The organism is Coprococcus sp. AF51-11b1 (assembly GCF_027682785.1).
In the GTDB taxonomy this organism is placed as follows: Bacteria; Bacillota; Clostridia; order Lachnospirales; family Lachnospiraceae; genus Allocoprococcus; species Allocoprococcus comes.
Genome location: NZ_JAQCZB010000001.1, coordinates 443,466 through 469,377, shown reverse-complemented (window position 1 = coordinate 469,377; position 25,912 = coordinate 443,466). Strand labels below are relative to the sequence as shown.

Annotated in this window: 44 protein-coding genes; 43 read left to right on the top strand and 1 reads right to left on the bottom strand. The window is 42.6% G+C overall.

Annotation, left to right across the window (positions count from 1 at the left end):
• The first annotated feature begins 62 nt into the window (after window positions 1–62).
• The 43 genes from PGY05_RS02395 to PGY05_RS02185 all read left to right on the top strand — a co-directional run bounded on the left by PGY05_RS02395 (window position 63) and on the right by PGY05_RS02185 (window position 25,601).
• Window positions 63–299, top strand: coding sequence for a hypothetical protein (locus PGY05_RS02395; protein ID WP_270475268.1), 237 nt, complete (start codon window positions 63–65; stop codon window positions 297–299).
• Window positions 277–474, top strand: a complete 198-nt coding sequence (locus PGY05_RS02390; RefSeq protein WP_055261994.1) for a hypothetical protein — start codon at window positions 277–279, stop codon at window positions 472–474. The genes PGY05_RS02395 and PGY05_RS02390 overlap by 23 nt, the downstream gene beginning before the upstream one ends.
• Complete coding sequence (locus tag PGY05_RS02385; RefSeq protein WP_055261996.1) at window positions 471–827, top strand: DUF3846 domain-containing protein; 357 nt, start codon at window positions 471–473, stop codon at window positions 825–827. The genes PGY05_RS02390 and PGY05_RS02385 overlap by 4 nt, the downstream gene beginning before the upstream one ends.
• A gap of 164 nt (window positions 828–991) precedes the next feature.
• Window positions 992–1,831 carry a rolling circle replication-associated protein gene (locus tag PGY05_RS02380; RefSeq protein ID WP_243257250.1) on the top strand — a complete coding sequence of 280 codons (840 nt, stop codon included), beginning with the start codon at window positions 992–994 and terminating at the stop codon, window positions 1,829–1,831.
• On the top strand, window positions 1,743–2,159 hold the full coding sequence (locus tag PGY05_RS02375) for an RNase H family protein (RefSeq protein ID WP_178024576.1): 417 nt from the start codon (window positions 1,743–1,745) through the stop codon (window positions 2,157–2,159). The genes PGY05_RS02380 and PGY05_RS02375 overlap by 89 nt, the downstream gene beginning before the upstream one ends.
• A 46-nt stretch (window positions 2,160–2,205) precedes the next feature.
• Window positions 2,206–3,195, top strand: coding sequence for a ParB/RepB/Spo0J family partition protein (locus tag PGY05_RS02370; protein ID WP_270475267.1), 990 nt, complete (start codon window positions 2,206–2,208; stop codon window positions 3,193–3,195).
• Window positions 3,131–3,562, top strand: coding sequence for a hypothetical protein (locus PGY05_RS02365; RefSeq protein ID WP_270475266.1), 432 nt, complete (start codon window positions 3,131–3,133; stop codon window positions 3,560–3,562). Before PGY05_RS02370 ends, PGY05_RS02365 begins: the two co-directional genes overlap by 65 nt.
• 1 nt (window position 3,563) lies before the next feature.
• The gene (locus PGY05_RS02360; RefSeq protein ID WP_270475265.1) at window positions 3,564–3,845 is read left to right on the top strand and encodes a hypothetical protein; all 282 of its coding nucleotides are present in this window, start codon (window positions 3,564–3,566) and stop codon (window positions 3,843–3,845) included.
• Window positions 3,808–4,155 carry a hypothetical protein gene (locus PGY05_RS02355; protein ID WP_270475295.1) on the top strand — a complete coding sequence of 116 codons (348 nt, stop codon included), beginning with the start codon at window positions 3,808–3,810 and terminating at the stop codon, window positions 4,153–4,155. The genes PGY05_RS02360 and PGY05_RS02355 overlap by 38 nt, the downstream gene beginning before the upstream one ends.
• Window positions 4,156–4,232: 77 nt before the next feature.
• Complete coding sequence (locus PGY05_RS02350; RefSeq protein WP_270475264.1) at window positions 4,233–5,351, top strand: DUF4317 family protein; 1,119 nt, start codon at window positions 4,233–4,235, stop codon at window positions 5,349–5,351.
• A 75-nt stretch (window positions 5,352–5,426) separates the two neighbouring features.
• Window positions 5,427–5,648, top strand: a complete 222-nt coding sequence (locus PGY05_RS02345; RefSeq protein ID WP_270246656.1) for a hypothetical protein — start codon at window positions 5,427–5,429, stop codon at window positions 5,646–5,648.
• 3 nt (window positions 5,649–5,651) lie between these two features.
• On the top strand, window positions 5,652–5,870 hold the full coding sequence (locus PGY05_RS02340) for a hypothetical protein (protein ID WP_178024565.1): 219 nt from the start codon (window positions 5,652–5,654) through the stop codon (window positions 5,868–5,870).
• A gap of 11 nt (window positions 5,871–5,881) precedes the next feature.
• Complete coding sequence (locus PGY05_RS02335; protein WP_270475263.1) at window positions 5,882–6,148, top strand: hypothetical protein; 267 nt, start codon at window positions 5,882–5,884, stop codon at window positions 6,146–6,148.
• Between the two features lie 291 nt (window positions 6,149–6,439).
• Complete coding sequence (locus PGY05_RS02330) at window positions 6,440–6,730, top strand: DUF551 domain-containing protein (protein ID WP_270475262.1); 291 nt, start codon at window positions 6,440–6,442, stop codon at window positions 6,728–6,730.
• 1 nt (window position 6,731) lies between these two features.
• Window positions 6,732–7,028, top strand: a complete 297-nt coding sequence (locus tag PGY05_RS02325; protein WP_211133503.1) for a Lar family restriction alleviation protein — start codon at window positions 6,732–6,734, stop codon at window positions 7,026–7,028.
• Between the two features lie 11 nt (window positions 7,029–7,039).
• Window positions 7,040–7,327: a hypothetical protein gene (locus tag PGY05_RS02320; protein WP_270475261.1), complete on the top strand. Its 288-nt coding sequence runs from the start codon at window positions 7,040–7,042 to the stop codon at window positions 7,325–7,327.
• Window positions 7,314–7,607: a hypothetical protein gene (locus PGY05_RS02315; protein ID WP_055296951.1), complete on the top strand. Its 294-nt coding sequence runs from the start codon at window positions 7,314–7,316 to the stop codon at window positions 7,605–7,607. The genes PGY05_RS02320 and PGY05_RS02315 overlap by 14 nt, the downstream gene beginning before the upstream one ends.
• Window positions 7,597–7,827: a hypothetical protein gene (locus PGY05_RS02310; protein WP_270475260.1), complete on the top strand. Its 231-nt coding sequence runs from the start codon at window positions 7,597–7,599 to the stop codon at window positions 7,825–7,827. Before PGY05_RS02315 ends, PGY05_RS02310 begins: the two co-directional genes overlap by 11 nt.
• On the top strand, window positions 7,824–8,303 hold the full coding sequence (locus PGY05_RS02305) for a YopX family protein (RefSeq protein WP_270475258.1): 480 nt from the start codon (window positions 7,824–7,826) through the stop codon (window positions 8,301–8,303). The genes PGY05_RS02310 and PGY05_RS02305 overlap by 4 nt, the downstream gene beginning before the upstream one ends.
• 16 nt (window positions 8,304–8,319) lie before the next feature.
• On the top strand, window positions 8,320–8,544 hold the full coding sequence (locus PGY05_RS02300; RefSeq protein WP_270475257.1) for a DUF551 domain-containing protein: 225 nt from the start codon (window positions 8,320–8,322) through the stop codon (window positions 8,542–8,544).
• Window positions 8,544–8,669: a hypothetical protein gene (locus PGY05_RS02295; protein ID WP_270475256.1), complete on the top strand. Its 126-nt coding sequence runs from the start codon at window positions 8,544–8,546 to the stop codon at window positions 8,667–8,669. Before PGY05_RS02300 ends, PGY05_RS02295 begins: the two co-directional genes overlap by 1 nt.
• A gap of 19 nt (window positions 8,670–8,688) precedes the next feature.
• On the top strand, window positions 8,689–8,874 hold the full coding sequence (locus PGY05_RS02290) for a hypothetical protein (protein WP_055262024.1): 186 nt from the start codon (window positions 8,689–8,691) through the stop codon (window positions 8,872–8,874).
• A complete protein-coding gene (locus PGY05_RS02285) occupies window positions 8,862–9,314 on the top strand; it encodes a hypothetical protein (RefSeq protein ID WP_055262026.1) in 453 nt (150 codons plus the stop codon). The genes PGY05_RS02290 and PGY05_RS02285 overlap by 13 nt, the downstream gene beginning before the upstream one ends.
• A 193-nt stretch (window positions 9,315–9,507) precedes the next feature.
• Window positions 9,508–9,714 (top strand): hypothetical protein, encoded by a 207-nt coding sequence (locus PGY05_RS02280; RefSeq protein ID WP_118219254.1) that lies wholly within the window; start codon window positions 9,508–9,510, stop codon window positions 9,712–9,714.
• A 6-nt stretch (window positions 9,715–9,720) separates the two neighbouring features.
• Window positions 9,721–10,044: a hypothetical protein gene (locus PGY05_RS02275; protein ID WP_055262030.1), complete on the top strand. Its 324-nt coding sequence runs from the start codon at window positions 9,721–9,723 to the stop codon at window positions 10,042–10,044.
• A 76-nt stretch (window positions 10,045–10,120) separates the two neighbouring features.
• On the top strand, window positions 10,121–10,537 hold the full coding sequence (locus tag PGY05_RS02270) for a hypothetical protein (RefSeq protein ID WP_082438300.1): 417 nt from the start codon (window positions 10,121–10,123) through the stop codon (window positions 10,535–10,537).
• Window positions 10,521–12,212 (top strand): terminase large subunit, encoded by a 1,692-nt coding sequence (locus PGY05_RS02265; RefSeq protein WP_055262032.1) that lies wholly within the window; start codon window positions 10,521–10,523, stop codon window positions 12,210–12,212. The genes PGY05_RS02270 and PGY05_RS02265 overlap by 17 nt, the downstream gene beginning before the upstream one ends.
• A 34-nt stretch (window positions 12,213–12,246) precedes the next feature.
• A complete protein-coding gene (locus tag PGY05_RS02260; protein WP_070098647.1) occupies window positions 12,247–13,524 on the top strand; it encodes a phage portal protein in 1,278 nt (425 codons plus the stop codon).
• A complete protein-coding gene (locus PGY05_RS02255; protein ID WP_055262034.1) occupies window positions 13,508–14,197 on the top strand; it encodes a head maturation protease, ClpP-related in 690 nt (229 codons plus the stop codon). Before PGY05_RS02260 ends, PGY05_RS02255 begins: the two co-directional genes overlap by 17 nt.
• Window positions 14,194–15,393 (top strand): phage major capsid protein, encoded by a 1,200-nt coding sequence (locus PGY05_RS02250; RefSeq protein ID WP_270475255.1) that lies wholly within the window; start codon window positions 14,194–14,196, stop codon window positions 15,391–15,393. The genes PGY05_RS02255 and PGY05_RS02250 overlap by 4 nt, the downstream gene beginning before the upstream one ends.
• 1 nt (window position 15,394) lies before the next feature.
• Entirely contained in the window at window positions 15,395–15,703 is a 309-nt protein-coding gene (locus tag PGY05_RS02245; RefSeq protein ID WP_055262038.1) for a phage head-tail connector protein, read from the top strand.
• Window positions 15,666–15,980: a hypothetical protein gene (locus PGY05_RS02240; protein ID WP_118219240.1), complete on the top strand. Its 315-nt coding sequence runs from the start codon at window positions 15,666–15,668 to the stop codon at window positions 15,978–15,980. The genes PGY05_RS02245 and PGY05_RS02240 overlap by 38 nt, the downstream gene beginning before the upstream one ends.
• A 1-nt stretch (window position 15,981) precedes the next feature.
• Entirely contained in the window at window positions 15,982–16,386 is a 405-nt protein-coding gene (locus tag PGY05_RS02235; protein WP_055262042.1) for an HK97-gp10 family putative phage morphogenesis protein, read from the top strand.
• Window positions 16,383–16,718 (top strand): hypothetical protein, encoded by a 336-nt coding sequence (locus tag PGY05_RS02230; protein ID WP_055262044.1) that lies wholly within the window; start codon window positions 16,383–16,385, stop codon window positions 16,716–16,718. The genes PGY05_RS02235 and PGY05_RS02230 overlap by 4 nt, the downstream gene beginning before the upstream one ends.
• Complete coding sequence (locus tag PGY05_RS02225; protein ID WP_055262046.1) at window positions 16,718–17,275, top strand: major tail protein; 558 nt, start codon at window positions 16,718–16,720, stop codon at window positions 17,273–17,275. The genes PGY05_RS02230 and PGY05_RS02225 overlap by 1 nt, the downstream gene beginning before the upstream one ends.
• A gap of 1 nt (window position 17,276) precedes the next feature.
• Window positions 17,277–17,825: a major tail protein gene (locus PGY05_RS02220; protein ID WP_055262048.1), complete on the top strand. Its 549-nt coding sequence runs from the start codon at window positions 17,277–17,279 to the stop codon at window positions 17,823–17,825.
• Window positions 17,826–17,839: 14 nt separating this feature from the next.
• Window positions 17,840–18,277 (top strand): hypothetical protein, encoded by a 438-nt coding sequence (locus PGY05_RS02215; RefSeq protein WP_118219234.1) that lies wholly within the window; start codon window positions 17,840–17,842, stop codon window positions 18,275–18,277.
• An 11-nt stretch (window positions 18,278–18,288) separates the two neighbouring features.
• Window positions 18,289–18,453 (top strand): hypothetical protein, encoded by a 165-nt coding sequence (locus PGY05_RS02210; protein WP_270475253.1) that lies wholly within the window; start codon window positions 18,289–18,291, stop codon window positions 18,451–18,453.
• Between the two features lie 6 nt (window positions 18,454–18,459).
• Window positions 18,460–18,816, top strand: coding sequence for a hypothetical protein (locus tag PGY05_RS02205; protein WP_270475252.1), 357 nt, complete (start codon window positions 18,460–18,462; stop codon window positions 18,814–18,816).
• A gap of 54 nt (window positions 18,817–18,870) precedes the next feature.
• The gene (locus PGY05_RS02200) at window positions 18,871–22,941 is read left to right on the top strand and encodes a phage tail tape measure protein (RefSeq protein WP_270475251.1); all 4,071 of its coding nucleotides are present in this window, start codon (window positions 18,871–18,873) and stop codon (window positions 22,939–22,941) included.
• Complete coding sequence (locus PGY05_RS02195) at window positions 22,922–23,776, top strand: hypothetical protein (RefSeq protein WP_270475250.1); 855 nt, start codon at window positions 22,922–22,924, stop codon at window positions 23,774–23,776. The genes PGY05_RS02200 and PGY05_RS02195 overlap by 20 nt, the downstream gene beginning before the upstream one ends.
• The gene (locus PGY05_RS02190; protein ID WP_055262058.1) at window positions 23,767–24,759 is read left to right on the top strand and encodes a Gp37-like protein; all 993 of its coding nucleotides are present in this window, start codon (window positions 23,767–23,769) and stop codon (window positions 24,757–24,759) included. Before PGY05_RS02195 ends, PGY05_RS02190 begins: the two co-directional genes overlap by 10 nt.
• Window positions 24,759–25,601: a hypothetical protein gene (locus PGY05_RS02185; RefSeq protein WP_270475249.1), complete on the top strand. Its 843-nt coding sequence runs from the start codon at window positions 24,759–24,761 to the stop codon at window positions 25,599–25,601. Before PGY05_RS02190 ends, PGY05_RS02185 begins: the two co-directional genes overlap by 1 nt.
• Here the strand turns inward: PGY05_RS02185 and PGY05_RS02180 are convergent.
• Window positions 25,594–25,899 carry a hypothetical protein gene (locus tag PGY05_RS02180; protein WP_270475248.1) on the bottom strand — a complete coding sequence of 102 codons (306 nt, stop codon included), beginning with the start codon at window positions 25,897–25,899 and terminating at the stop codon, window positions 25,594–25,596. The genes PGY05_RS02185 and PGY05_RS02180 overlap by 8 nt on opposite strands.
• Window positions 25,900–25,912 lie beyond the last annotated feature (13 nt).

The following is a 25,912-nucleotide window of genomic DNA, read 5'->3' as shown; positions in this document are numbered from 1 at the left end:
CATATACCATTGAGAAAACCGCGTAAGCGGTACCAGTTGGACAAGTAAAGGAGGGATGAGAAATGTTTTATAAGATTGCAAAGACATTAAGTAAAGTGACTATTGTTTTTGGGCTTATGTGTATGGTTGGTGGATGTTCGGTAGAACAGCAAGAACTGTTTTATTTGTATGAAGCTCTTGGACTCGCAGTATTTGCTGTCGGAGCATATGCACATGAATACTTCCGAATGTTGGAATACCGGTACCGGAAAAGAAAAATAAGGGAGGCGAGGGAGCGTGCCAGAAGAGAAGCAGCGTAAAAGGCGGATCAGAGTGGAGAAGCTGGATGAATGGATAGAGATTCTGAAATCGACAGAAAAAGTCAACCGTGATTCTGAGTATTTCAAACAGAACGCGATCCCGTATTTAGAGCAATATGTAGACAGCCTGAAAGAAGCAGGCAGAAAAACAGTAGTATTGGAGGACAAGCAGTGAAAACAGTAAAAGTAACACCGGATAATATCATTTCGGTAATAAATGTAGATTTTGATGATTTCCGTGATCTGCAGAAAGCAGTAGGCGGGCATTTTGAAACTGTAAGCACAAAAACCTTGTATGAGACGTTTAAAATGCCAATGATCATGCTGGTGGATGAAGACGGAATAATGAAACAGAAAGAAGTAAATCGTCTGGGAAGCTATTTCTACGATGCAGACAGGCACGGATGGCCAATCTTAGGAGACGTTGTATTTGCAATTGCAGCCGGAGAAGATATTGAAGCACCGGATGATGCGGAAGCTCTGATGGTATTCCTGAAAATGAATTTTTCGTACTTAAAAGAAGAATAAAAAACGCTTGCGAAAAGAAATATCGCAAGCGCCGCAACCATAAAGGTACACGAATAATCTAAGCACTTATAGTGTACCTTTTAGCGGCGGGAAAGTCAAGTATTTACAGGGCGACTGCCCTTTTTAATAACTTGATAAGACTATTAAAGTTATGAGGACACGCTATGAGAATCAGACGAGTGACATACGATTTGGGAAACGTAATAGAGAGACAGGAATATCTGGATGGAAGATATGGAGCACCGGGAGAGAAGAGAGCCAAAAAGAAGAAAGCCACACCGGAGGAAGTGGAGCAGGTCAACCAATGGACCAGGGAAAGGAAAGCACGTCACAGACTCCGGATGTACTTCAAGGTGAATGATTACTTCTTCACTCTCACATATCCGAAAGAAGAACGTCCGGCGGACATGAAGCAAGCGGTAAAAGATTTTGAAGATTTTTATAAATATTGCAAGAAAGAATACCGGAAACGTGGCGAGGAACTCCGGTGGCTCCGGAATATTGAATGCACGCCGTCTGGCAACTGGCATGTTCATGTAGTTCTGAACCGAATCCAGGATACCGATCTGATCATAGCTGCAGCTTGGAAGCATGGGAAGGTTCGGAATAAGCAGTTGCTATACGAAAAAGGAGAGTTCCGGAAACTCGCCCAGTACATCACAAAAAATGAGAAAACACAGAAAAAATATGTGGAGGACGGTGTTCTGGATCACAAGATCAAAGAAGCGAGTTTTTCAAGATCCAGAAATATGCCGCTTCCGGAACCGGAGACGGATATTCTGTACCGGTGGCAAAAAGAACCGAGACCGAAAAAAGGATACTACATAGTAAAGGACACCTATTTTGAAGGAATCAACAAAGCAACCGGATTTCCATATCGGCATTATGAAATGATCCGGATAAGGAGGACGGAAGATGAAGATAGAACTGTTCACGGAAGTAAACTTCCGGGGACCAACCGCAAAAAACGGAAAGTGCATCGCTCTGGTAGAATGCGAGACTAAGAAAGGACCGGCGGTGAAAGCACAGATCGAAACGGAACAGAACACGACCTACCACAGAATGAGCATGATCGCTATCCTTGTCGGTCTAAAGATGCTCCGACCGTGTGAAGTGACTGTCTACACGCCGGATCAGTTCCTGGTCACTACCATAAACGAAGGAAATATGGACAAATGGAAACGGGAAGAGTGGCGCAGACCACATGGAAAAGAGATAAAAAACAAAGAGCTCTGGCAGGAGCTGTCGGAGCAGATGGAAAAACACTGTGTAACCCTTGAATTTTCCGAGTCTACACGGTATTCCGATAGACTACAGTCCAAAATGAGATAAAAACAGGAGAAAACCTTGAAAATACCGAGAAAAAGAGGAATTTGAAATGACAACCAGTGGGATCACGAACATCAACGCCAAGCTGATTCACCAGCATCCGGATAACCCACGAAAAGACCTGGGTGATCTGACGGAGCTGAGTGAGTCAATCAAGAAGAAAGGAATTATGCAGAACCTTACGGTCGTTCCGGGGCACTGGGATGAAAACCGGGCGCACCATGAAGAAGGATACACGCTGATCATCGGGCACCGCCGGTTCGCTGCCGGAAAAATGGCAGGCGTAACTATGTATCCGTGCCGGATCGTGCAGGACATGAGCTACAAAGACCAGGTCGGAACCATGCTGGAAGAGAATATGCAGCGCATCGATCTGACGGTCCTGGAACAGGCGGAAGGCTTCCAGATGATGTTAGATCTTGGAGATACAGAAGAACAGATTGCAGAGAAGACAGGATTCTCCAGGACAACCGTGCGCCGGAGGCTGGAGATTGCGAAGCTCGACCCGGAGCTGGTGAAGGAAAAGACGGATGAAGACGGGGCATATCAGCTGAACCTAAAAGATCTCGCCGAACTGTCGAGAATCGAAGATGTTGAAACAAGGAACAGAATATTGAAAGATGCTGCAGACTCAAGACAGATTAAGTGGAAAGTAGAAGCGGAGATTAAAAACAAAGAGAGGGAGAAGAACAAAAAAATTATTGTTGAGCTTCTGGAGGAAGCAGGAATCAAGAAAGCCACAAAGGAGATAGAAAAAAAGAAGTATACGGCAGAGCTGAAAGATGTAAAAACGTTCAGCCTGGATAAAGAGCCACCAAAGAAAATCAATATCCGCGGAAAAGAACTGTATTATCTGGATGGTTGGAATGGGATTGATGTAGTGAAAAAACTCCCGAAATCTGAAAAGGTTGAAACGGAATGGGACAGGCAGAGAAAAAAGATAAAGCAGTTGAAAACTTTACAGAAAAAAATGAATGAAAGAAAAAAAAGAATTCATCCGGACAATAGTAGACGGAAAGATCGAACTGTTAAAAGATGAGGAACGCCAGAAAATCATTGAAAAGATGATTCGGAACATGATGGAGAAGTCCTGTTGGTTAGGAAATGGAATGGTTCTAAAATTTTTTACCGGGAAAAGCCTGTATGATGCGGATGAGAAAGAAAAGGAAGAAGCAGAAGAAAAAATACAAACACTGGATACGCAGGTGTTGCTCCTGATTGCAATGAACAACATGATGGATGATTATACCGGGGATTTAGTAGAGTATTCCGGAGAATACAAAGAGGATGCCGGAAAGAGATACCAGGAATGCTTCAAAATCTTAATGCGTTATGGCTGGAGTTATGAAAGAGAAGAGGCGGATTTGGTTTACGGCAACCATGAGCTATACAAAAAGGAGTCCTAAGATGGAGCAGTTAAGTGTAGAGGATTGGAAACCGGATGCCTGCCCCAAAAATATAACCGTAGAAGAATATCTGGCCACATTTCCCAAAATCAAATTAACCCGCCGGGAATATCTCCAGACAATTCCCCTGTATCATGCGGCTCTGTACCTTGCAGAGACAACCCAAAAAGTACACAGTTCACAGGAATGGTATCTGTATTTAAACGAAAAAGTAGATCAAAACGGGGAGGTGTTATCTGGTGAATATGATGTTTCCGAAACCAACCAAACAGAAGAAACGTAAGAAGCACAAAAAAAGCATCATGCAGCCAAAAGGCGACCGCCGGTGCTACCTGTGTATGTTACTGGATGGAGATTTTACATACAAGCCATATCTGGAAGAGCATCATGTTTTGTTTGGTAACACCCATGCATTTGCAGAGGCGGAAGGGTTAAAAGTAAATCTCTGTTTGGAACATCACCGGAACGGGCCGGCAGCAGTTCACAACAATGCCAAGAACGCACGGATCCTGATGGCGAAAGCCCAGGAGGTTTACGAAAGAACCCATACAAGGGAAGAATGGATGAAAAACGCCGGAAAGAATTATTTATAGGCACCACAGGAATTTAATATATCACGAAATCTCGCAGAGTGCATGGCTGCCCGGTGCGGCAGCCGGAAAGGAGCGACATGAAGAAAGAGCTGTTTGAGCTTAAAAGAAACATGAGGATAGAATTATGCAACATCACCAAGATAACAGGTTATATCGTAGACAATAACAGGGACTGTCGGTTGGAGTTTACCAAGGCATTTTTAAATATTCCGGAAACAGAGCAGTTCAAATATTTGGACATTTTTGGAAAGGTCTTATCTGGAAAGCCGGGAAAAAATATGTTCCAGTTGGATTTTTTGGACAAAGAAAGAGCCAGATATTTAAATGCCATTGCAAATACAGAGCTGAAGGACGATGAAGTGCGTCAGATCTTTCTGGAAGAGATTGCAGAGTCTATAGATGTATCGAACAAGACATATACACTGATACTGATCGCCAGTGGAATCTATGATATTCCAAAGATTGCCACAGACGGAACGGATCTGGATGAAAGTGAAGAGATTTACCGATATATGATCGGCTGTTTGTGTCCAGTAGGATTATCGGCAGCAGGATTATCCTATGCACCGGATCTGGCAGACATTCAGGAACGGACAAGGGACTGGACGGTAAGCATGCCAACGCAGGGATTTTTATATCCGGCATTTACAGACCGCCATAGTGATCCGGATCACGTCTGGTACTACAGCAAACGCCCGAACGATCCGGACAAAGGACTGATCACACAGACCTTATGGTGTAAACTACCGTCTACTCCGGAAGAACAGAAAATAGCATTCAGGGAAAGCCTAAATGTAGTGAATGGAAAAGTGAGCCTGGAACAGGCGAAAGATCTGTATCATTCGCTTGGCAGAATTAAGGACATTAAATCGGATTCGGAAGATAGAAGACTGAAAGCGAGTGAGATTGAGAATATCTTAAAGAATATCGGGATTGATCCGGAGGCGGCAGCAGTAAGTGCCAAAAGTTGCAATAGTGCCGAGATTGACTCGGAGAACACGATAAACACGAAGCAATTCGAAATCGGGCTTCCGGATGCACATGTGACCGTAAACGCTGAACGGACAGATCTGGTATCAACCAGAGTGATTGATGGTGAAGAATACATCCTGATCAAAGCAGACGGCGGTATCTGTGCAAATGGAATCATTTTAGAGAACCGGGAGAGGGAGAAAGATGAAGAGGAAGATGACTAAACCCGGCAATATGCGGGCGTTCATATACTCGGTAAGTAAGAAAATGCGCAAGGTAAGACGGAAAGGAACAAAAAAATGAAAGTTGGAGACAAAGTACAGTTAAGGCGCAGGATCTCCCAGAAGGGAGGTAAAACCAGACTCGCCACGGAAAAGGTCACGATCCTTGGAATCTATCCGCATCATATACAGGTCAGAAACCAGAAAGGGATTGTGAGGAGCTATATAAACTGGGAGTGGCAGCAGTTGACCAGCAAAGAAGGAATGGAAGGCGTAGAATCATGGCGCAGGAAGGGGTAAATAATGACTGAAAAAGAAGTATGCCTGATGTGCGAAAACTATTCTGAAGACACAAAATGTGATCAGCATGATAGCTGTAAGCTCATGGCGGTGCTAAAAGAGAATCGGGCACTAAAGAAAAAAGTAAGCCAGTTGAAACGCCAATTGGATGAATCAGAACTGAAACGATCATACATGGTAAATCCAAGTGCAATTGGATACCGTAATGATATGGGGTGGTAAAGGAGAAAAAAATGGGAAAATTGTCAAGAAGAGATATGGAAGAGTTAAGAGAAGCCTGCAGCTACGATTGCGGATATACCGATACAGAAGAGGTTGTAAAAGATATCACAGCGCAGGTTCTTGAAGAATTGGATTCGGATACAACATATGGAGATGAGGTTGGGCTGGTAGACAGCGACAGAGGAGAAGAATTTACAACACTGGATGACTTTGTGAGAATCTTCTGGGATAAGGCAGTAGAAAAGATCCTGAATGTTGTAGAGACACAGGGGAGGTAAGAATATGGAAAACAGAGAATTAAAAGAATATCTTGCAGAATTTGCCGATAATGCACCAGTGAGCATTATTATGGCAAACCCAAAAAAAGAAAGCTATATATTCCGGAAGAACTTTTTATGTTAAGAGATGAAAAAATAGGACAACCGGTGCTTTGCATCCAGATCGCAGAAGAAAGAGAGATGAAGGAGGATGAAATAAAAGCAGCTGAAGAAGATGAAAAGAGGGAAAAGTAAGAGATTAAATTTCCGAAACTTTTATTTTTCAATTTCCAAAAGAAGAGGAGGCTGAAGATGAATAATCAACAAGCAATAGATAGATTAGTGAAACATCTTGAATGGGGCTGGACTGAGGAAACAGTAGAAGCCATTGAAATGGGGATACATGCACTAAAAGAAACACAGTGGATTCCATGCAGTGAGAAGATGCCGGAGGATAATACGGATGTAATTGTATGCTTTTACAGCGGAACAGTAACAGAGATGAGATATTGGGGAAATGGAATCTTTCAAGGAATCTATGAACACACGGCAAAAACAATTGTTGCCTGGATGCCGTTGCCGGAACCTTATAAAGGAGAATGATATGAGCGAATTAAAACCATGTCCTAGATGTGGAACGAAAGCATATCTTTCAAGAGATGTAGTAGACGGATTTTATTTCGGATGGTCGGCTGGCTGTCCGAGATACTGCCACTACGATGGAATACATGGAACAACAATAGATACGTCCGAGGAAGATTGCTATGCGGTACACGGAGCGAATTCCAAAGAGGAAGCTATTGAGATATGGAATAACCGTGTTGAGCATCTGAAAGAACTCGATCAACAGAAAGGTTGCAAGAAAATCTTCGAAGAAATGCAAAAGAATCAGTTGAGATAAAGGAGAAAAAGATGGAAATTAAAGAAGCTATGGAGATATTGGAGAAAGACATACATACAGAAGTTCCGAAAGCAGCTATCAGTGCAAGAAAGCATGATGCAGCTGTGCGAATGGCTCTCGTTGCGTTGGAAAAGCAGATTCCAGTAAAGCCGATTATCTTAGACCAACTGAACGGAGATATCGACTACGAATGCCCTATGTGTGGCAAACAGGTAATGTCGGATGCGGAAAGCAGAAACAACTATTGTGGCGAATGTGGTTGTAAATTTGATTGGAGTGAAATTGATGAGACTGATTGATGCGGATGAATTTCAAAAACAGATAGCAGGAATGGCAATCCTGAACAATTATCCACCAAACAAAGCTAATGCACTTTGCGAATTGGTAGATAACCAGCCGACAGCATTTGACGTGGAGAATGTTGTCTCTAACTTAGAGCAGCTAAAGCTTGATGGAGCTTGTGAGTACTGCGGATATTGCGAATGTCTCAATGAGTGCTGGGATGGAGATATGAGTGAAGAGCACGCTATCAATATGGCAATTGAAATAGTGAAGCGAGGTGGACTGGATGAAAGTTAAGATCGAAGACTTCTTACTGACAATGGGAGAATATTGCAAAGAACATGATGTTGAAGAGTGTTTACAGGGAAAATGCGGGCTAAGTGTAGACCATGATGATCTCGGAAATGGTGATGAATACAATGGATGCATCATGTTTGGATGCAATCATCCGAAGTATGCAAAGATGATAAAAAAAGAAATTCTGAAGTACATGAAAGAAAGGCGGAAGCACAGATGAAAAGAGAAATATTATTTAAGGCAAAGCATATCCATGCGCTACCGGAAAATGAATGGATGGAGGGAAAATGGGTAGAGGGATTTCTTTCTGGTGAAGATTACATAAACGATGGGACTTATGAATACATGATTGATCCGGATACGATCTGCCAGTACACTGGACTCATGGATAAGAATGGAAAGAAGATCTGGGAGAATGATATCCTTATGTGCCATGATAATCCGGTTGATCTTGTAAAAGCAGTATTCGGAGAGTTTAACGTCATAGAAGTGGAAAGCGAAGAAGTAATAGACAGTGTAATTGGATGGCACTACGAAACGATTCCGACGGATGCTCTGAGCAAATGCGAACCGTTTTGCTATTCAATGCCATTAACGGAAGATTATGTAAAAAGGTGTAAGATGAAGGTTATCGGGAATATTTGGGATAAATCGGAGGATGCAAAACCGATAATATTATTTATCATGATTTCATGAAGAAAGGCAGAGAATAATGAGTAACGGATGGATTCCAACAACAGAAAGACTCCCAGATCAACGGGAGTTCATAGAATCATATGTCAGAAGTGCATATGCAGCGGAGTTTCTGGTTACGATCGAGGGAGCAGATAAGGCAACAACATTGTATTATTCCCAGACAGGTGTCTGGTTCGATGAACAGGGAGAACCGTATAAGGTTGTGGCGTGGATGCCGATTCCGGAAAGGTATAAGGGATAATGGAAGATAAATATACAAAGACACTTGCATGGATAATTACAACAGTTGCAGTAATTATTGCAATGAAATGGACGGGATCAGCGTGGTGCTTATGGGCGCTGTTCATTCCGGCAATGATAGAGTAGCAGAGAAGGTGATGAAACATTGTATAAAAACCAGGAAGGATATCGCGATCCGACAGCAGGCAAAGCCATCCAGGATGCAAGCCGCATCCCACATCACGTAAAGGAAGCACATAAAGCATTAAAGGATATAGCAAGTCTGCTTGGATTCGAGGTCTTAGTATTAAGAGACAGGAAGACAGGGAGGGTATACCGATGGAAACAGTGAAAGAAGAGAACGAGAAGAAAAAGGAATACCTGAAACAGTACGGCAAAGCATTACGCCAGGAGAAGCGGATCGAGGAAGAGCTGGAACGCTTAAAGCTGGATAGGATGCTTCCGGGAGCACTGGCAGCAGATGGACTGCCAAAAAGCAGCAACCTTTCTGATCTGTCGGATTATGCAGCAGAAGTGGACGAACAGGAACGGAAACTGGTGGAACAGAGAAAGAAAAGAGTTAGGATCCGGACTGAAATCAGGGAAAGAATTGAGCAGATGGAAGACGAGACAGAGAAAGATATCCTGACTTATCATTACATAGATCTTATGAGATGGAAAGAAATCTGTGCAAGAACCGGGTATTGCTGGCAGTATGTGCATAAAAAGCATTCAGATGCATTGAAAAAATTTAAATATGCGATAGAATGCGACACTCAACCTGTGATATAGTATATGCAGGTAAAGAATTGAAACGGGGTAGCAGTCGAAAGATTGTTGCCTTTTTCTTTGCCGTAAATTCTGGAAAGAGGTTTGGCGGTTTACTCTGGAAAGAATTTATTCATACGTCAGTACATTTGTTTGTTGCAATTACTTTTTTAGAACTCCTTATTACAGATACAGAAACCGTCAGAGGAAAGAAACCATGGATAGAGAAGAGATAATTGATAAACATAAATGCCTATTGGACAAGATGAAAGAAGATAGAATATTTTCAATATGCTTTGAAAACAATGCAGTTTATCTGAATGAACAGTGTGATGATTATTTTTCTCACCAACTCACAAAAGAAGACTGCTTGGAATTATCAAGCCTTTTTGGTGAGCTTGCAACTGTAATGAATAGAAGGTAGAGATGAATGGCAAAAGAATTTGCAAGAGCGTTCTACAATTCAAAGAGATGGAAGGATTGTAGAAGAGCATACATAGCAAAGAGAATATCGATTGACGGCGGAATGTGTGAGACCTGTCATGAAGTACCAGGATACATCGTACATCACAAGATAGAACTGACGCCGGACAACATCAGTGACTTGGACATTGCGTTAGGATTTAATAATCTAAAGTATGACTGCCATATCTGCCATCAAAAAGAAAATATGAAAGATGGACCGGCGGACGGTCTTGTGAAATATGAATTTGATAGCGAGGGGGAAATGGTCGTACTCCCCCCTGAAAAATAATTTGTAAAAAATCACGGCTGACCACAGTCCTACCTCCATGCAACACGCAGGTCGCGCGCGTGAGGGGGTGTAGGTAATGGTGAAAAAAATAAACGAAAAAAGGAAGGAGAAACCGGGAAAAGTGGCGAAATACGAGGGGAAAACCAAAGAACAGATTATTGCGGCCGAGAAAAGAAAACTTGGCGGAATCTATAAAAAGCTTGATGAAAAAACAAAAAAAGCAACAGAAAATCTCGTAGAAGAGGCTGCTTTCATGGGTGCTTCTCTACATGAATTGCGACAAAAGATTGCCGAAAAAGGTTACACAGAAGAATACCAGAATGGTGCGAACCAGAAAGGCGTCAAGAAGTCTGCAGAAGTTGAAATATATAATACAATGATCAAAAACTATATGGCTGTCATAAAGCAGCTGACGGATTTGGTACCGAAAGAGCAGGTGGCGACCAAGACAAATGATGGATTCGAGGATTTTGTAAATGGCAGGGATGATTAGATACCCTGAGGAATACAATCCGATTCTGGAATACTGGGAAAAGATCCAGAACAAAGAAATTATTGTATCGAATAAGGTGTATCGGACTTACAAGAAAGTTGTTTATGATATTCAAAACCCAGGAGAATATTATTACAGTCCTAAGCGAGCAAATCATGTGATCGAGTTTGCTGAAAATTATTGCAGACATTCCAAAGGAAAATTTGGTGGGAAAAGAGTTTTGCTTGAATTGTGGGAAAAAGCTTATCTCGCAACAGTGTTTGGATTTATTGATATTGAGGGCAATCGGAAATACCGGGAATCGATCTTGATTGTGGGAAAGAAAAACGGAAAATCTCTTCTGGCATCTGTAGTTGGTCTTTATATGCTTACTGCTGATGGAGAAATGGGACCGGAAGTATATGCGGTTGCCACTAAGAAAGATCAGAGTAAGATTATCTGGTTGGAATCAAAAAGAATGGTAAAGAAATCACCATCACTTCTGAGAAGAGTGAAACCTCTGGTGGCAGAACTTACGACAGAGTTCAATGATGGTGTATTCAAACCTTTGGCTTCAGATAGTGATACTCTGGATGGTCTTAATATCCATTGTGTTCTAATGGACGAGATCCACCAGTGGAAACAGGGGAAAGCCTTGTATGATATCATGGCGGATGGAATCACAGCGAGGGAACAGCCGCTGATCAGCATTACTTCAACAGCCGGAACTATCCGGGAAGATATCTATGATCAAAAGTATGAAGAGGCAGAGAATGTGATCAATGGATATTTTGATCCAGATGGCTACAAAGACGAACATCTGATTGCATTTATTTATGAATTGGACAATCGGAAAGAGTGGACGCAGGAAGAATGCTGGATGAAAGCAAATCCGGGACTTGGAACGATCAAGAATGCCAAAACTTTGAAAGACAAGGTGGAAAAAGCCAAGAAAAATCCGATCATGGTTAAAAATCTGCTTTGTAAAGAGTTCAACATCAGGGAAACTTCATCAGAGGCATGGCTCACATTTGAACAGGCGAATAATCCGGAAAAGTACGATCTGGAAGTGTTAAAGCCGAGATATGGAATCGGCGGAGTCGATCTGTCGTCTACAACGGATTTAACAGCAGCGAAAGTATTGTTTAAAGTTCCGAATGATGAACATATTTATGTAATTTCCATGTACTGGATTCCAGAAGAACTGGTAGACAAACATGTGACAGAGGACAAAGTACCATACGATATCTGGATAGAAAAAGGATATGTGCGGACGTGTCCAGGAAACAAGATTTCCTACAGAGATGTAAAAGCATGGTTTGTAGAAATACAGGAAAAGCAAGATATTTATTTGAATATGTTCGGCTATGATGCATGGAGTGCAAAATATTTTGTGGAAGATATGCAGGACTATTTCGGAAAATCAGCAATGATACCGGTGATTCAGGGAAAAAAGACTTTATCGCAGCCGATGAAGTGTCTTGGAGCTGATCTGGAAAGAAAGCTGATCGTGTATAACAACAATCCGGTTGATAAATGGTGTTTGTGCAATACGGCAGTAGATATTGACAGAAACGATAACATACAGCCGATCAAAACAAGCAGTCCAAGAAGAAGGATTGATGGAACAGCGGCGTTGTTGGATGCCTATGTAGTGATGCAGGATAACATAAATGAATATATGTCATTGATTTAGAGAGCCAGGAGGCTCTTATTTTTGTGGAGGTAACATGAAACCATTTTGGAAAAGAGAACCAACAAAGACAGACGAAAAAGCAACAGAGCATAACATGATCAAGATGATTACCATGACAGGTGATTATTACTATGCGTGGGATGGAAAGTTATATGAAAGTGATATTGTAAGAGCCTGCATCCGTCCGAAAGTGAAAGCGATCGGAAAGCTGGTTGGAAAACATATCCGAGATGATCCGAAAGGCGGGATCAAGGTAAACACGGAAGCGAACATCAGATTTTTACTTTCCGAACCAAACCCGTATATGACGGCACAGCAGATGCAGGAAAAGGTTGCTACACAGTTATGTTTGAATAATAATGCATTCATATTGATCGTACGGGATGAGAACGAGAAACCGGTGCAGTTGTATCCAGTCCCGTGTGTGTCTGCCGAAGCAAAGTATGACAGCTCGGGTGAATTGTTCCTGAAATTTTTGTATCGTAATGGGAAAAGTGGGACATTTCGGTATGCAGATATCATCCATTTGCGCCACGATTACAACGAAGATGATATTTTCGGAGACAGTCCTGCGCCGGCACTTACGCAGATGATGAATGTGATCGGCACGATTGACAAAGGGATGATCCGCGCAATCAAGAACAGCGGGATCATACGGTGGCTTCTGACTTACAGTTCATCAATGAGGGAAGAGGACATCAAGAGAAATGTTGAGAAGTTCGTTGAAAATTATCTGGCTGTTGAAACGGATACGTTCGGGGCGGCTGGCGTGGATGCGAAGGCAAAGGTGGAGCGAATTGAACCAAAAGATTACGTTCCAAATGCAGCACAGACGGATCGCACAATCGAAAGAATCTATTCATTTTTCAATACCAACAAGAAAATTGTCCAGAGTGATTATAACGAGGATGAATGGAATGCGTATTACGAAGCGGAGATAGAACCGGAAGTTGTTCAGATGCACCAGACCTATACAACCGGAATCTTTACCAGAAAGGAACGGGGGTTCGGAAACCGAATCGAATTTGAAGCAAACAATCTTTCCTGCGCAAGCCTTACAACAAAACTGGCATTCCAAGCAATGGTTGACAGAGGTGCAATGCTTCCGAATGAATGGAGAGCAACGCTGAATATGGCTCCGATTCCGGGTGGCGACGAACCGATACGAAGACTGGATACGCAGGTTGTGAATCTGGTGAAAGAAGCTTTGGGAAAAATGGACAGTAAAAATTACATGGTCACTGCGGAAATTATAACAAGATTACTTGATTCTGCGGAAGGAGGCGATAAGAAGAATGAAATACAGGATTGATATTAAAGGCGTTATGATCCCGAACGATTATAAGTGGTATTATGACTGGTTCGGCGCGGACAGCACAGCTCCGAAAGATGTAACAGATGTGCTGAAAAATGTTCAGCCGGGTGACGAAGTGGAGGTCATGATAAATTCTCCAGGAGGAATCATTGATGTAGGATCTGAAATCTACACTATGCTTAGGCAGTGTGCGGCAGATGTGAAAATCTATATTACCGGTCAGGCTTGCAGTGCTGCATCGATTGTGGCAATGGCAGGATATTGTGAAATGTCCCCGACAGCACTGATGATGGTACATTGTGTTTCTTCGGGCACAGAAGGAAATCACAGCGATATGGAACATATGGCGGAAACGCTGCGAACAGCAGACAATGCGTTGAGTACAGCGTATGTTGCCAAGAGCGGAATGAGCCAGGAAGAGGCACTCGAAATGATGGAGCATGAAACCTGGCTGACTGCAGATCAGGCGAAAGAAAAGAAACTGATTGATAAGGTTATGTTTGAAGAAAAGGAAACAAACTTACAGCTTGTGGCAGGACCTATGTTCAAATTGCCGGATCAGACAAAGATGAATGCGGCAAGAAAAATGATGGAATCCGGAGAGGAAGTTCCGGATAAAGTGGCACTGCAGAAGTTAAAACTTTTAAAATTGAAGGGAGAAAAAAGATGAACAAAAAGCAGTATGAAGCGATGAGAAAAAAACTGATGGATGAAGCGGAAGGTCTGATCAATGAAGGGAAGATCAAGGAAGCAGATTCTAAAATGGATGAAGTAAAGGATCTGGATGAGAAATGGGATGCGATTGCGCAGGCACAGGCGAATTTCAAAGCACTGAATGAAGAACCGAAACCGTTAAATGTATTTGAACAGAATGGCAGCAAGGCTGATTTTGGAGCAAAAGTTTCAGAACCGGAAAATATTTATAACTCTCAGGAATATCGAATTGCCTTCATGAATTATGTAGTCAATGGAACAAAGATTCCGGAGAAGTTCAAAAATGAAGCCGGACCGACTAAAACGGGAGATATCGGTTCTGTCATTGCACCGGTTCTGATTAGCCGTATTATTGAAAAAATGGAATCAATCGGTATGATTCTTCCACTGGTTACGAAGACCACTTTTGCACCAGGCGCAAGAATTCCAGCTTCAAGCGTAAAACCGGTTGCAACATGGGTTGCAGAAGGTGGAACAAGTGAAAAACAGAAAAAGACAACCGGCTACATTGATATAAGAGGTTTCAAGCTGAGATGTGCAATTTCAATGACACTGGAAGCAGTAACCATGTCGCTTACTGTATTTGAAACTGTATTTGTAAACAGCATTGCGGAAGCCATGGTGAAAGCACAGGAGGAAGCGATTGTAAATGGAGATGGAGAAGGAAAACCGAAAGGAATTTTAAATGAAACAGCTCCGGAAGGACAGAGCATCGAAGTTGGTGATAAAGATTCTTTATACAAGAAACTTGTTGAAGCAGAAGCCGCACTTCCGCTCGCGTATGAAAATGGTGCGGTCTGGAATATGACGAAAAAGACCTTCATGGCATTTGTCGGAGAAGTGGATGCGAACGGACAGCCAATCGCAAGAGTAAACCGGGGAATTGACGGAAAACCGGAGCGCACACTTCTTGGAAGAAAAGTCGTGCTCAATGACTATATGGATAGCTATGGAGCTGCAACGGAAGCGGATACTACAGTGGCATTCCTGTATGACTGGTCTGATTATATGTTCAATACGAATTATGCAATGACTGTTAAAAAGTATGAGGACAATGATACAGAAGATGAGATTACAAAGGCGGTTATGATCTGCGATGGAAAATCTCTGGAACTGAATTCGCTTGTAGTCATGAAGAAGAAAGCGGCTTAAGATGGATGGAAGGATAATTGAGAGGCTGAAAAAACGTGTCGGGACCAGGAATGATGAAGAAATCAATGAACTGGCACTGGCGTGTGTAAAGGAATTGGAAAACACTGGTGTGTACGGCGATCCGGCAACGGATGCGCTGTACTATCAGGCAATGGTTCTGTATTGCAAAGCAAATTTCGGATATGATGAAAATACAGAGCGCTTCCAGACAGCCTTTGAAAAACTGAGGGATTCCATGGCACTTTCCGGGGATTATGCAAAGGAGAAGAAAAATGGAAACGGCGGAACTGATCTGGGAGAAAATCTGTAAAAATGAAAATGGTTTCCCGGAAAGAAAAAGATGTTCTGTTGAAGTATATGCAATGGAAAAATCCGTAACCAGAGCGGAAGCATATGAATCTATGCGGGCAGGAGTAAATGCCCGCATTATACTGAAACTCAGGACAGATGACTGGGAAGCAAGCAGACATCCAGGAGAAGATGGAAAACCAGAATACGCAAGAAAGGTGATCTACGAAGAGGCAGAGTACGACATTATCCGTGCTTACAAAAAAGGAAAATCTTTCGTAGAAATAACGTGTGGTTAAGATGGGATTTCAGGCGATAGGATTTGATGATTTTGCGAAAGAACTGGACCGGCTTGGTAAATTAGATGAGTATGCGCCGGATATGTTGGAGACGGCGGCACCGATTCTGGAAAGAGAATTGAAAGGCCAGGTGCAGGCAGAGGCAAACAGAGGGTATGCAACGGGAGATCTTGCCGGATCAATCAAATCAAGGAAACCGGAAAAGAATGAACGAGGCCATTATGTAACGATCACAGCGAGCGGAAAAGACAAAAAAGGTGTTCGCCGGAATGAGAAACTGGCATATCTCAATTATGGAACAACAAAGCAGCAGGCAAGACCAGTTATTTCCAAAGCAGTACAGAATGCAGAAGGAGAATGTCTGGAAGCAATGCAGAGGAAGTTTGACGAGGTGACAGGACCGTGAATGTAAATCAGAAAATAGAGAACACACTGGGAGTAATCACAGAGAATATCTGGCCACTGTGCTGTCCTTATGAATCCCCGCCAGGGAAATATATCGTATATAATCCGGAAATTGATTCAGCGGAATGTTTTGCTGATGATGAAGACCAGGAATGGACATTGCACATGCAGATCCATTTATATACCCGGGAAGACTATATGGATGACAGAAAAACGATTCGTAAATTATTGCGAAAAGCAGGATTTACGGTGACTGATATAGATTCCATATACGAGAAAGAAACAAAATATTACCATTTGTGCTTTTCTTGCTATATTGAGGAGGAAGACTGATGGCTTATACAGGATTGGCACACGTTGTCGGCGCGAAATACAGTGAGACGGAAAATGGAATCCAGTATTCAAACGGATTTCGATATGGATCAGCTGTAAGGATAAGAATTGATCCAAAATATGAAGATGTTAGCGAATACGGGGACATCAATTCAGAAGACGAGGAAGAAATGTTTGCGTATGCATCCGTAACGCTGGAAACTTCGGAGATTACCCAGACGGCCGAAAAAGAAGTTTTCGGACTCGAAGTATCAGAGACTGGTTCTGCATCGAATGAAACAGATTTGTCTGAATACATTGGTCTGGGAGTCAGAGTGAGAGAAAAGCGTAATGGGAAAACGTACTATGTGGCAGTCTGGCTCTATAAAGTTCGGCTGACAGAGGATGAACAGGACATAGAGACAAGGGGAGAAGCACTAAAGTATGTGACAATGCAGGCATCAGGAAAAGCGGTGCCGGCATACGGCGGACAATGGAGAAAAAAAGAAATATTTAACACAATGCAAGAAGCGGATTCCTGGCTGGAAGAAATGGCAGGAATCGGAAAGGAAGAATAAAATGGCATATGTAGGACTTAGAAAACCAATTATTGCAAAATTGTTAGAAAGTGGAAAATACGATAAGCCTTTTGCCTGCGGAAAGGCGATTGGACTGCAGGTAAACCCGAATTATGCAGAAGGCAGTCTAAATGCGGATGATAAGCAGGCGGAATACGACAAAGAGTTTACTTATGCGGAAGTAACACTGAATACCAGTACACTTCCAATCGAAGCACACGAAAAAATGTTTGGACATACGGTTGGTACTGAAAAGAAAAATGTAAAATTCAATGTAGATGACCAGGCGAACTATGTTGGAATGGCATGGGTGTCTGTTGAAAAAGTGGATGGAGTCAGAAGTTTTATTGGAAATTTTCTGAAAAAAGCAAAATTTACGGAACCGTCAGAAGATTATTCAACCAAAGGAGATTCTATTGAATATAAAACACCGTCTATTTCGGGAAGAGCGCTTGGACTGGATGACGGATCATGGAAAGAAACAGAGGCTTGCAGCTCAGAAGAAGATGCGCTGAAATGGATCAATACGATGTTTGGAGTAACAGAATAATCGGAGGCAGGAAAATGTTTGAAGAAATGAATATGATCGTATTATCTGGAAAAGAATACCCTATGAAATGTGACAATCTTGTCCTGGAAAAGATCCAGGACAAGTATGAGGATCTTGGAAAATATGAAAATATGCTGAATGGATTCGTACCGGAGCTGGATGAATACGGTGAAGAAGTCAGAAATGAAGATGGACTTCTTGTTGGACATTACAAGATGCCGGATATCAAGATTATCAACGAGGCAGCGGTATGGTTCATTCAGGAGGGACTCGCAATCAAACGGGAAGAAAACAAAGAGGAGATTCCGGAAATCAGTGATCGAACACTGATCCGGCAGATTGATTTCAACCCAAGAGAATTATCTACAATCTTGCATCAGGAATTCTCAAGATGTTTTGAGAGAAAAAACGCGACAACCACGCAGGGGAAGGCGGAGAACCAGAACCGATAAACTTTGCGTGGGTGGTACTTATTGGGATGCGGATTGGATATACGGAAAAAGAGGTTGCACATATGTATTTCGGTAAATGGTGCGATCTTTTTGAAGAATTCAAGAAAATGCATAATATTACGATGAGAAGACAGGTTTTTGAGCAGCAGAAAATTGCTTCAATGATGGATTTGTAAAGAAAAATGTGGTATGATGTAGAAAGAAGAGGAGGACTGGAAATGCAGAAAGTTAAGATATATGCATGGGTGATATATAGAATACTTGTATTTTATGCAAAACGGCATATTTATATTGCGACAGCGCTCCTGTCTGTTACGGCAGCCTCTCTTTTTGAGTTCGCCACAACAGGAAAACTGTTCTGCCTGGCGCTTCCGTTTATAACGGCTCTGATTATTTATATCCCACGGCATATTTATTTCAAACTGGATGAATTTGCATCACCGGGAATTAAGGGACGGCATTTATGCGAAAAGCGAAAAGTCAAAGAAGAATTGAACAAATACATAGAAGAAAGCATAGCAAAAGATTTTGGTAGATGATGCATGAAAACCGCCTGAGAAGGCGGTTTTTTTATGCCGGTTTGGAGAGAAGAAATGGCAAAGAAAAAAGTGGGCGCATACATTACGCTCGATGGCGAAAAAGAATTCAGATCAGCGGTGACACAGTGCAATAAAAGCCTGTCTACAATGAAATCGGAAATGAAGCTTGTAGAAGCGGAAACGGCGGGAAATGCAAACTCGGTTGATACATTGCGTAAGAAGAATGAGGTCCTGACAAGGACGCTAGATAAGCAGGTAGAAAAAGAGGAGGCAGTAAGGAAAGGTTTGACACATGCACAGGAAGATTATGCACGTGTTGGAACAGAACTTCAGGAGTACCGCACAAAGCTGGAACAGGCACAAAGCACACTGGATGAAATGAAACAGTCTTCGGATGTTTCAGAAGAAGCGTTATCACGGCAGCAGGAAGCAGTCAGTGAATTAACGGAAAAGGTGGAAAAAGGTGAAGCCACCTACCAAAGAGCCGGAAACAGAGTGGAGGACTGGCAGAAGCAGTTAAATAATGCACAGGCACAGACAATCAAGGCAACGAGAGCGGTAAATGAGAATACGGCCTATCTGGAAGAGGCAGAAAAAGCAACAGACGGGTGCGCCAAAAGTATTGACAAGTTTGGAAAACAGACAGATGATGTTGCAGAAAAGATTACCAGTACCGGGAAAATTATTAAGGCAAACTTGATCAATACAATGGTAGACGCCGGAAAAAGTCTCGCAACGAATGTGTTCAAAGATGCGGTGCAGGGGACGCTGGAGCTTCAAGATGCACAGCAGAAACTCCAGGCAAGTACAGGGGCAACAGCAAGAGAAACTGCAGCTTATTCACAGGAAATGCAGAATCTGTATAAAGGTGGTTACGGAGATGCGATTGATGAAGCCGCAAGTGCAATGGCGTTGGTGAAGCAGTATACGAATGAGACAGATCCGACAAAAATCAAAGAGCTTGCAGAGAACGGAATGGCATTGGAAGACGTATTTGGGATGGATCTGAGCGAATCAATCAGAGGCGCAGATGCACTGGTGACAAATATGGGGATCGATGGTAAGACTGCATTCGATTTGATGGCAAAAGGAGCTCAAAACGGGTTAAATAAATCCGGAGAACTTGCGGATAATCTTACGGAATATTCTTCTCTGTGGGCGCAGGCTGGATTTTCAGCGGAAGAGATGTTTGCAATCCTTGAAAACGGTTTAAACTCCGGAGCATATAATCTGGATAAAGTAAATGACTACGTCAAGGAATTCGGAAACAGTCTTGCTGACGGAAGAATAGATGATCACATCAAATCATTTTCTGCCGGCACACAGGATCTTGTTAAAAAGTGGCATGATGGCAGTGCAACTACAAAAGAAGTGTTCCAGTCGGTGATTTCTGATCTGGCAAGCATGAAGAATGAGCAGGAAGCACTGACACTGGCAAGCGATACCTGGAGTGCGCTGGGAGAAGATAATGCCATGAAGGTAATTACTTCTCTGAACAACGTAAATAATTCCTATAAAAATGTCCAGGGAACCATGGAAAAGGTAAAGGACATCAAGTATGACAGTATCACAAACCAGTGGAAGGTTCTTGGAAGGACGGTGCAAGCGGATGTTGTACAGCCATTACTTGTGAAATATCTTCCAATGGCACAAAAAGGAATTAAACTGGTTGCAGACAATCTTGAAACGATTGTTCCGGTGGCAGAGCTTGCGGGAACTGCAATCGGTGGTATTTTTGTTGTAAATAAGAGCAAAAAGTTTATTTCTGAAGTAAAAGATGCCGGGGTCTCGCTGGTTGATTTCGGAAAAAAGGCGGCGGAACTGATTGGAATACGAACTGCAGCGACAACGGCAGAAGCAGCATCTACTGTGGCGCAGGAAGCACAGGCGGCAGCTACAGCAACGCAGACAGCGGCAACCGTGGCGCAGACAGCAGCAACAGAAGGGGCAACTGTAGCGCAGGCAGGATTTAATGCAGTATTGGCTGCGAATCCGGCAATACTGGTTGTGGCAGGAGTAACGGCGCTGATCGGAGTAACGGCTGTGTTGGCATCCAAAATGGGGGATGCGACCAGTGAAACGGACGAGCTGATACAGTCCACTTCCGAGCTGAAGGACAAAGCATCGGAAACAAGCGAAGCCTTGAAACAAGCAACTCAGAATATGACTTCTTCCATGGAAGAGGTAAATGCAAGCGGAACACTGGCGAATAACCTGACAGATGAGCTTGTAAAGCTTGCCGGACAATCCAATCAGACGACAGAACAGCAAAGCCGGATGAAAACGATTGTCATGGAACTGAATACCATGTTTCCGGAAATGTCACTTGCGATTGACGAGACAACCGGAAAATTAAGCATGAGTTCGGAAGAGATGAAGAACTACATAAAGAGTGCTTTGGAAATGCAGAAAATTCAGGTTGCGCAGGAAAAAATGAAAGACAGCGTGGAAAAGCTGGTGGATGCAGAAGTTGAAAAAGCAGATGCAGAGAACAAAGTTTCCGAAATTGGAGAAAAGCTTGCGGCGATCGAAGCGAAGCGGTCAGAAGTAAATGATGTACTCAGGGAAAAGACAGAGGCAACGAAAGAAGCACAGGAGAAGTATAGCGAGGCACTGAAAAAAGGTGCAGATAATGTTGATGAACTTTACGCTGCCACACAGGATCAGTCAGAAGCAACGATTGAGTATAACGGGAATATAGTTACAGTTACAGAGGCGTTAAGACAGATGGCTGACGATGAACGGGAACTCAATGATGCGAAGCAAACGGCAAAGGACAGTCAAAAAGAGATAAATGATGCAATCAAAGAAGCAAACGCCGAGATGGAACCGTATATGAGTTATCTCTCCGATATGACGGAAGAGACAAACAATAATACGGCAGCCACAAAGAATAATACCAGCGCAAAGACTGAGGCGACAGAGCAATCTTCGGTCAGTATTACAATGGCAGGTCAAGAACTGGAAGCATATCAGAATTTGTCAGTATCACAACAGGAACTGGCGGTGAATGTGACAAACAGTGTTCTTACTATGCAGGAAAATGTACAGAGTGCGCTGAAGTCCCAGATGGATATGTTTGAGGAGTTTGATGCCGGTACGCAGATTTCGACCGAGAACTTGCTGGCAAACATGCAAAGCCAGGTAGACGGCGTGACTGCATGGGAACAAAATCTGTCCGCTCTTGCTGATCGAGGAATTAACCAGGGCATTTTGCAGAAGTTGTCAGAGATGGGACCACAGGGATCCGGGTATGTTGCAGCGTTCAATTCCATGACAGATGAAGAACTGAAAAAAGCGAATGACCTTTGGAGCCAGAGTGTGGACATTCAGGGAATGACAAATGAATGGGGACAGCAGCTACTTACGTCTGGAGCTGCCAATATTGCAGGAGGAATGGATGGTCTTACATCTGTTATGCAGGAAAGTGGGACAAATACCGTGATGGGATTGGTTCAGGGAATGCAGAATGCACAGGAAAAAGCAAATGCTGCCGGTAAAGATCTGGGAGTCAAGACGGTTGAAGCGGTAAATAATGGCTTGGGATGTCAGTCACCATCGAAAAAGACAAGAGAATCTGGGAAAAACGTAGATCTTGGACTTGTCCAGGGGATGAAAAATGGAGAATCAAATGTAAAAACGGAAGCAAGAAGTGTAGCGAGTGGAGCAATCAATGTGTTTGCAGCACAATGTACGGCATCAAAGACGCAGTTATATGGATATAATCTTTCTATTGGTCTTGCGAATGGAATTTCGGACGGAAGATCTGCAGTTATCTCGGCGGCAAGCAGAGTGGCAAGCGATGCAATCGCAACGGCAAAGAAAAAACTGGAAATCAATTCGCCATCGAAAGTATTCTGGAGAATGGGACAGTATTCTATGCAGGGATTGGCAAATGGTGTGACAGAAAACTCTTTGCTGGCACAGAATGCGGTGAAAGAAGCGGTTGACTATAGCGGTACAAGCATGACATTTGGAAACATGGCTGAAAACGAGTATACACAGTATAAAGCACTTCGGAACATTATAAAGGACGCAGTGAAAGATCTACAGATCAGAGCCTACCTGGGCGAACGAGAAGTTACAAGAACATTGTCGGATTGGGGTGTGGTATTTAATGCTTAAATATTTAAGTGGAAGTTCACAGGAAGAAATTGTATTAAGCGATAAAAAGATCCGCGCAAAAATCAGGACATCCGGACTTTATGATTCGGAATGGGAAGTAGAAGATACGAAACAGGCACAGGGAAGGAAAGTTGAAGAGTTCAGAAGAGACGCAGCAACCTATAAAGTGATCATTGATTTCCTCGGTGATAAAAGGGAAAGAGCAGAAAACGCAAACCGTTTTGCGGATCTGTGTGAAGAAGATATCTTCAGAAAGTTTCCGGGAACGCTTTTTCTGAACGGTTACAAAATAAAATGTTTCGTGATCGGAAGTGAAATAGGCGCGAAAGACAGCCGTACCCGTATGGAACGGATTGAGGCTAAAATATATGCTCCATACCCGGTATGGGTGATGGAGGAAAAGAAAAGCTTTTATCCGGATTCAGCTGAGAGAAGAGAGGACTATGCATTTCTGGAGTATCCGTATGATTATTCATATGATTATTCAAGACCGAAATCCGGGACAGAAAATTGGTATATTGACCATTACAGGGACAGTAATTTTGAAATGACAATCTATGGTCCGTGTGTAGACCCGAAGATTATTGTAAATGGTTATCCGTATCAGGTAAACGACACCTTAGAAGCAGGAGAATATATTGTAATCAGGAGCCGTGAAAAGAAAGTGATGAAATATCTGAGTAATGGAACGATTCAAAGTATTTTTGAAAAGAGAGAGAAGAAAAACAGTGTATTTAAACGGATTCCTTCGGGAGAACTTATCCTTAACTGGGATGGGACTTTCGGGTTCGATTTGACCATTTACAAAGAGAGGGGTGCACCGAAATGGATCTGATATATACCGACACAAAAGGAAAAGAGCTTGGGGTTGTATACACAACGCTTGATATGGAGATTGGAGAAGAAGCCACGAATGATTTTGAGATTGAGTATAAGAGGTCAGAGTGGGATGGAACAGTCGAGAACGGCTGCTTTTTTTATGTTCCGGAAACAGAGTTTGGAGGCATAGTCCGGGAAATAAAAACCAGCACAAAGACGAATACCATTACGGCGAAAGGATATACCTGGCGTGGAATGATGATGAAAAAGATCATTGAACCGCAATCTGGACAGGATTATGCAACAGCAACTGGTGAACTTAATGAGATCGTGGGAGAAAAAGTAAAGGAAGCGTTCCCGGGGCTATTTTATGGAAGTGATGCAGATACAGGGGTACAAGTAAAAGACTATCAATTCGACAGATATTGCACGCTCTATGAGGGACTGCAAAAGATGCTGCAGTCGGTAGGATACAGACTGGATATCAAGTTTTTTCAAAGAGAAAAAGAAGAGTCAGGATATGTTGTGATCAGCGCAGTTCCGATTAGGGATCGTTCGGTGGAATGCGAGTTTTCAAATGACAACGGTCTATACTTTACGATGGATAACAATCAGCGCGGTATCAATCATATGATTTGTCTCGGAAAAGGCGAGCTCAAAGATCGACTGGTAATCCATTTATACGTTGACCAGAACGGAAAAATAGGGCAGACTCAGTTCTTCCAAGGCGTTGATGAGATTGCAGATATCTACGACAGTTCAAGTTCGGAATATGAGGATCTGTTAAAGGGTGGAACGGAACGGCTGGAGAAAGCGAAGAATTCCATAGAATACGATCTGACATTGGAAACGTTGGAAGACGAGATAGATATTGGAGATATCGTAGGCGGTCGAGATTATTTGACAGGAGTATATATGCGGAAACCAATTGGAAAGAAAATCTGGAAGATAACGGATGGAGAAGAAAAGATTGAGTACAAATTGAAAGGAGAAAGCTGATGGAAATCATTACAGGGTATACCGGAAAGCCGCATGTTACGGCAGAGCAGGACCGGGATGTCAATGAAGGAATTTTTGATACTGGATCATTTGTTCTTAAAACTGGCTCACAGCTGGCAGCAGAACTGGTATCAAATAACGAAATCAAAGTCAGAGACGGAGTATTGGTGATCCAGGGATGCACGGCGGTGATTAAGAAAAATACTTATGATCCGGTGACAATCGCAAACGGATCACAGGGAATGAAACGGATTGATCTTATTGTGGCGAGATATAATAAGAACGAGGAAACAAAAATAGAAGAGGTGATGCTGAAGGTTATTCAGGGAACACCAAATGCAAGCACGGCAGCAGTACCGACGTATAAAACGGGAGATATTCAGTCTGGAGATTTGGTAGCAGATATGCCACTGTATAAAGTAACATTGGATGGACTGAATGTTACGTCGGTGGATAAAATGTTTACGGTAATTCCTACGCTTCCTGAATTAAGTAGCAATTTAGCCAAAACTAACACTGTTTTAGAGAACAGGAAACCAATATTCATTGATTCAACGGCGCAAGGAACAGCAAATTTGGATACCAATAGCTTTTTGAAAGCTGACGTTACATATGCTTTCATCGTTATGGTTTCCTCCAATATCAGCAGTGAAAGCTATAAACAGGAAATCGCTTGTGCATTAAACAATGTAAATATGGGAAATAACGGAAACTATTACAAATTAGTTTCTAATTTTGCAGGAAAATGTAGCAAAGGCGATAAGCTTCGTATTACTTCGTACAAAAATGGAGGTACATGGACTCTTTTTGTGACAAGAGCTATTTTTATCCCGATTAGCTAAAATAAGCCGTTGCTGCAATCATTACGAATGAGGCTCTATCTGTACCGGTGATATATACTACACCATTTTTTATGTATATACGCGCTTGTGTTCCAGCAGGTCCACCATTATGCATAGCTATCGGAATAAGACACTCGAATTCGCCATAACCATTTGGTGTCATTCCTGACGGGACATTGCCGAGAGCCTGATCGTTTGCAAATTTTCCATTATCTGAAAATCTTATCGATCCAGCAACAAATACCACATGACCTATTTTGCGAAATCTTAGCCTTTCTGGAAGATTATTTGCAGTCATATATTTCCAACCA

Bases quoted from the DNA above. Each gene is read 5' to 3' on its own strand.
- PGY05_RS02395 (WP_270475268.1), top strand. From the start codon at position 63: ATGTTTTATAAGATTGCAAAGACATTAAGTAAAGTGACTATTGTTTTT.
- PGY05_RS02380 (WP_243257250.1), top strand. From the start codon at position 992: ATGAGAATCAGACGAGTGACATACGATTTGGGAAACGTAATAGAGAGA.
- PGY05_RS02375 (WP_178024576.1), top strand. From the start codon at position 1,743: ATGAAGATAGAACTGTTCACGGAAGTAAACTTCCGGGGACCAACCGCA.
- PGY05_RS02370 (WP_270475267.1), top strand. From the start codon at position 2,206: ATGACAACCAGTGGGATCACGAACATCAACGCCAAGCTGATTCACCAG.
- PGY05_RS02365 (WP_270475266.1), top strand. From the start codon at position 3,131: ATGAAAGAAAAAAAAGAATTCATCCGGACAATAGTAGACGGAAAGATC.
- PGY05_RS02360 (WP_270475265.1), top strand. From the start codon at position 3,564: ATGGAGCAGTTAAGTGTAGAGGATTGGAAACCGGATGCCTGCCCCAAA.
- PGY05_RS02355 (WP_270475295.1), top strand. From the start codon at position 3,808: ATGATGTTTCCGAAACCAACCAAACAGAAGAAACGTAAGAAGCACAAA.
- PGY05_RS02350 (WP_270475264.1), top strand. From the start codon at position 4,233: ATGAAGAAAGAGCTGTTTGAGCTTAAAAGAAACATGAGGATAGAATTA.
- PGY05_RS02345 (WP_270246656.1), top strand. From the start codon at position 5,427: ATGAAAGTTGGAGACAAAGTACAGTTAAGGCGCAGGATCTCCCAGAAG.
- PGY05_RS02340 (WP_178024565.1), top strand. From the start codon at position 5,652: ATGACTGAAAAAGAAGTATGCCTGATGTGCGAAAACTATTCTGAAGAC.
- PGY05_RS02335 (WP_270475263.1), top strand. From the start codon at position 5,882: ATGGGAAAATTGTCAAGAAGAGATATGGAAGAGTTAAGAGAAGCCTGC.
- PGY05_RS02330 (WP_270475262.1), top strand. From the start codon at position 6,440: ATGAATAATCAACAAGCAATAGATAGATTAGTGAAACATCTTGAATGG.
- PGY05_RS02325 (WP_211133503.1), top strand. From the start codon at position 6,732: ATGAGCGAATTAAAACCATGTCCTAGATGTGGAACGAAAGCATATCTT.
- PGY05_RS02320 (WP_270475261.1), top strand. From the start codon at position 7,040: ATGGAAATTAAAGAAGCTATGGAGATATTGGAGAAAGACATACATACA.
- PGY05_RS02315 (WP_055296951.1), top strand. From the start codon at position 7,314: ATGAGACTGATTGATGCGGATGAATTTCAAAAACAGATAGCAGGAATG.
- PGY05_RS02310 (WP_270475260.1), top strand. From the start codon at position 7,597: ATGAAAGTTAAGATCGAAGACTTCTTACTGACAATGGGAGAATATTGC.
- PGY05_RS02305 (WP_270475258.1), top strand. From the start codon at position 7,824: ATGAAAAGAGAAATATTATTTAAGGCAAAGCATATCCATGCGCTACCG.
- PGY05_RS02300 (WP_270475257.1), top strand. From the start codon at position 8,320: ATGAGTAACGGATGGATTCCAACAACAGAAAGACTCCCAGATCAACGG.
- PGY05_RS02295 (WP_270475256.1), top strand. From the start codon at position 8,544: ATGGAAGATAAATATACAAAGACACTTGCATGGATAATTACAACAGTT.
- PGY05_RS02285 (WP_055262026.1), top strand. From the start codon at position 8,862: ATGGAAACAGTGAAAGAAGAGAACGAGAAGAAAAAGGAATACCTGAAA.
- PGY05_RS02280 (WP_118219254.1), top strand. From the start codon at position 9,508: ATGGATAGAGAAGAGATAATTGATAAACATAAATGCCTATTGGACAAG.
- PGY05_RS02275 (WP_055262030.1), top strand. From the start codon at position 9,721: ATGGCAAAAGAATTTGCAAGAGCGTTCTACAATTCAAAGAGATGGAAG.
- PGY05_RS02270 (WP_082438300.1), top strand. From the start codon at position 10,121: ATGGTGAAAAAAATAAACGAAAAAAGGAAGGAGAAACCGGGAAAAGTG.
- PGY05_RS02265 (WP_055262032.1), top strand. From the start codon at position 10,521: ATGGCAGGGATGATTAGATACCCTGAGGAATACAATCCGATTCTGGAA.
- PGY05_RS02260 (WP_070098647.1), top strand. From the start codon at position 12,247: ATGAAACCATTTTGGAAAAGAGAACCAACAAAGACAGACGAAAAAGCA.
- PGY05_RS02255 (WP_055262034.1), top strand. From the start codon at position 13,508: ATGAAATACAGGATTGATATTAAAGGCGTTATGATCCCGAACGATTAT.
- PGY05_RS02250 (WP_270475255.1), top strand. From the start codon at position 14,194: ATGAACAAAAAGCAGTATGAAGCGATGAGAAAAAAACTGATGGATGAA.
- PGY05_RS02245 (WP_055262038.1), top strand. From the start codon at position 15,395: ATGGATGGAAGGATAATTGAGAGGCTGAAAAAACGTGTCGGGACCAGG.
- PGY05_RS02240 (WP_118219240.1), top strand. From the start codon at position 15,666: ATGGAAACGGCGGAACTGATCTGGGAGAAAATCTGTAAAAATGAAAAT.
- PGY05_RS02235 (WP_055262042.1), top strand. From the start codon at position 15,982: ATGGGATTTCAGGCGATAGGATTTGATGATTTTGCGAAAGAACTGGAC.
- PGY05_RS02225 (WP_055262046.1), top strand. From the start codon at position 16,718: ATGGCTTATACAGGATTGGCACACGTTGTCGGCGCGAAATACAGTGAG.
- PGY05_RS02220 (WP_055262048.1), top strand. From the start codon at position 17,277: ATGGCATATGTAGGACTTAGAAAACCAATTATTGCAAAATTGTTAGAA.
- PGY05_RS02215 (WP_118219234.1), top strand. From the start codon at position 17,840: ATGTTTGAAGAAATGAATATGATCGTATTATCTGGAAAAGAATACCCT.
- PGY05_RS02205 (WP_270475252.1), top strand. From the start codon at position 18,460: ATGTGGTATGATGTAGAAAGAAGAGGAGGACTGGAAATGCAGAAAGTT.
- PGY05_RS02200 (WP_270475251.1), top strand. From the start codon at position 18,871: ATGGCAAAGAAAAAAGTGGGCGCATACATTACGCTCGATGGCGAAAAA.
- PGY05_RS02190 (WP_055262058.1), top strand. From the start codon at position 23,767: ATGGATCTGATATATACCGACACAAAAGGAAAAGAGCTTGGGGTTGTA.
- PGY05_RS02185 (WP_270475249.1), top strand. From the start codon at position 24,759: ATGGAAATCATTACAGGGTATACCGGAAAGCCGCATGTTACGGCAGAG.
- PGY05_RS02180 (WP_270475248.1), bottom strand. From the start codon at position 25,899: ATGACTGCAAATAATCTTCCAGAAAGGCTAAGATTTCGCAAAATAGGT.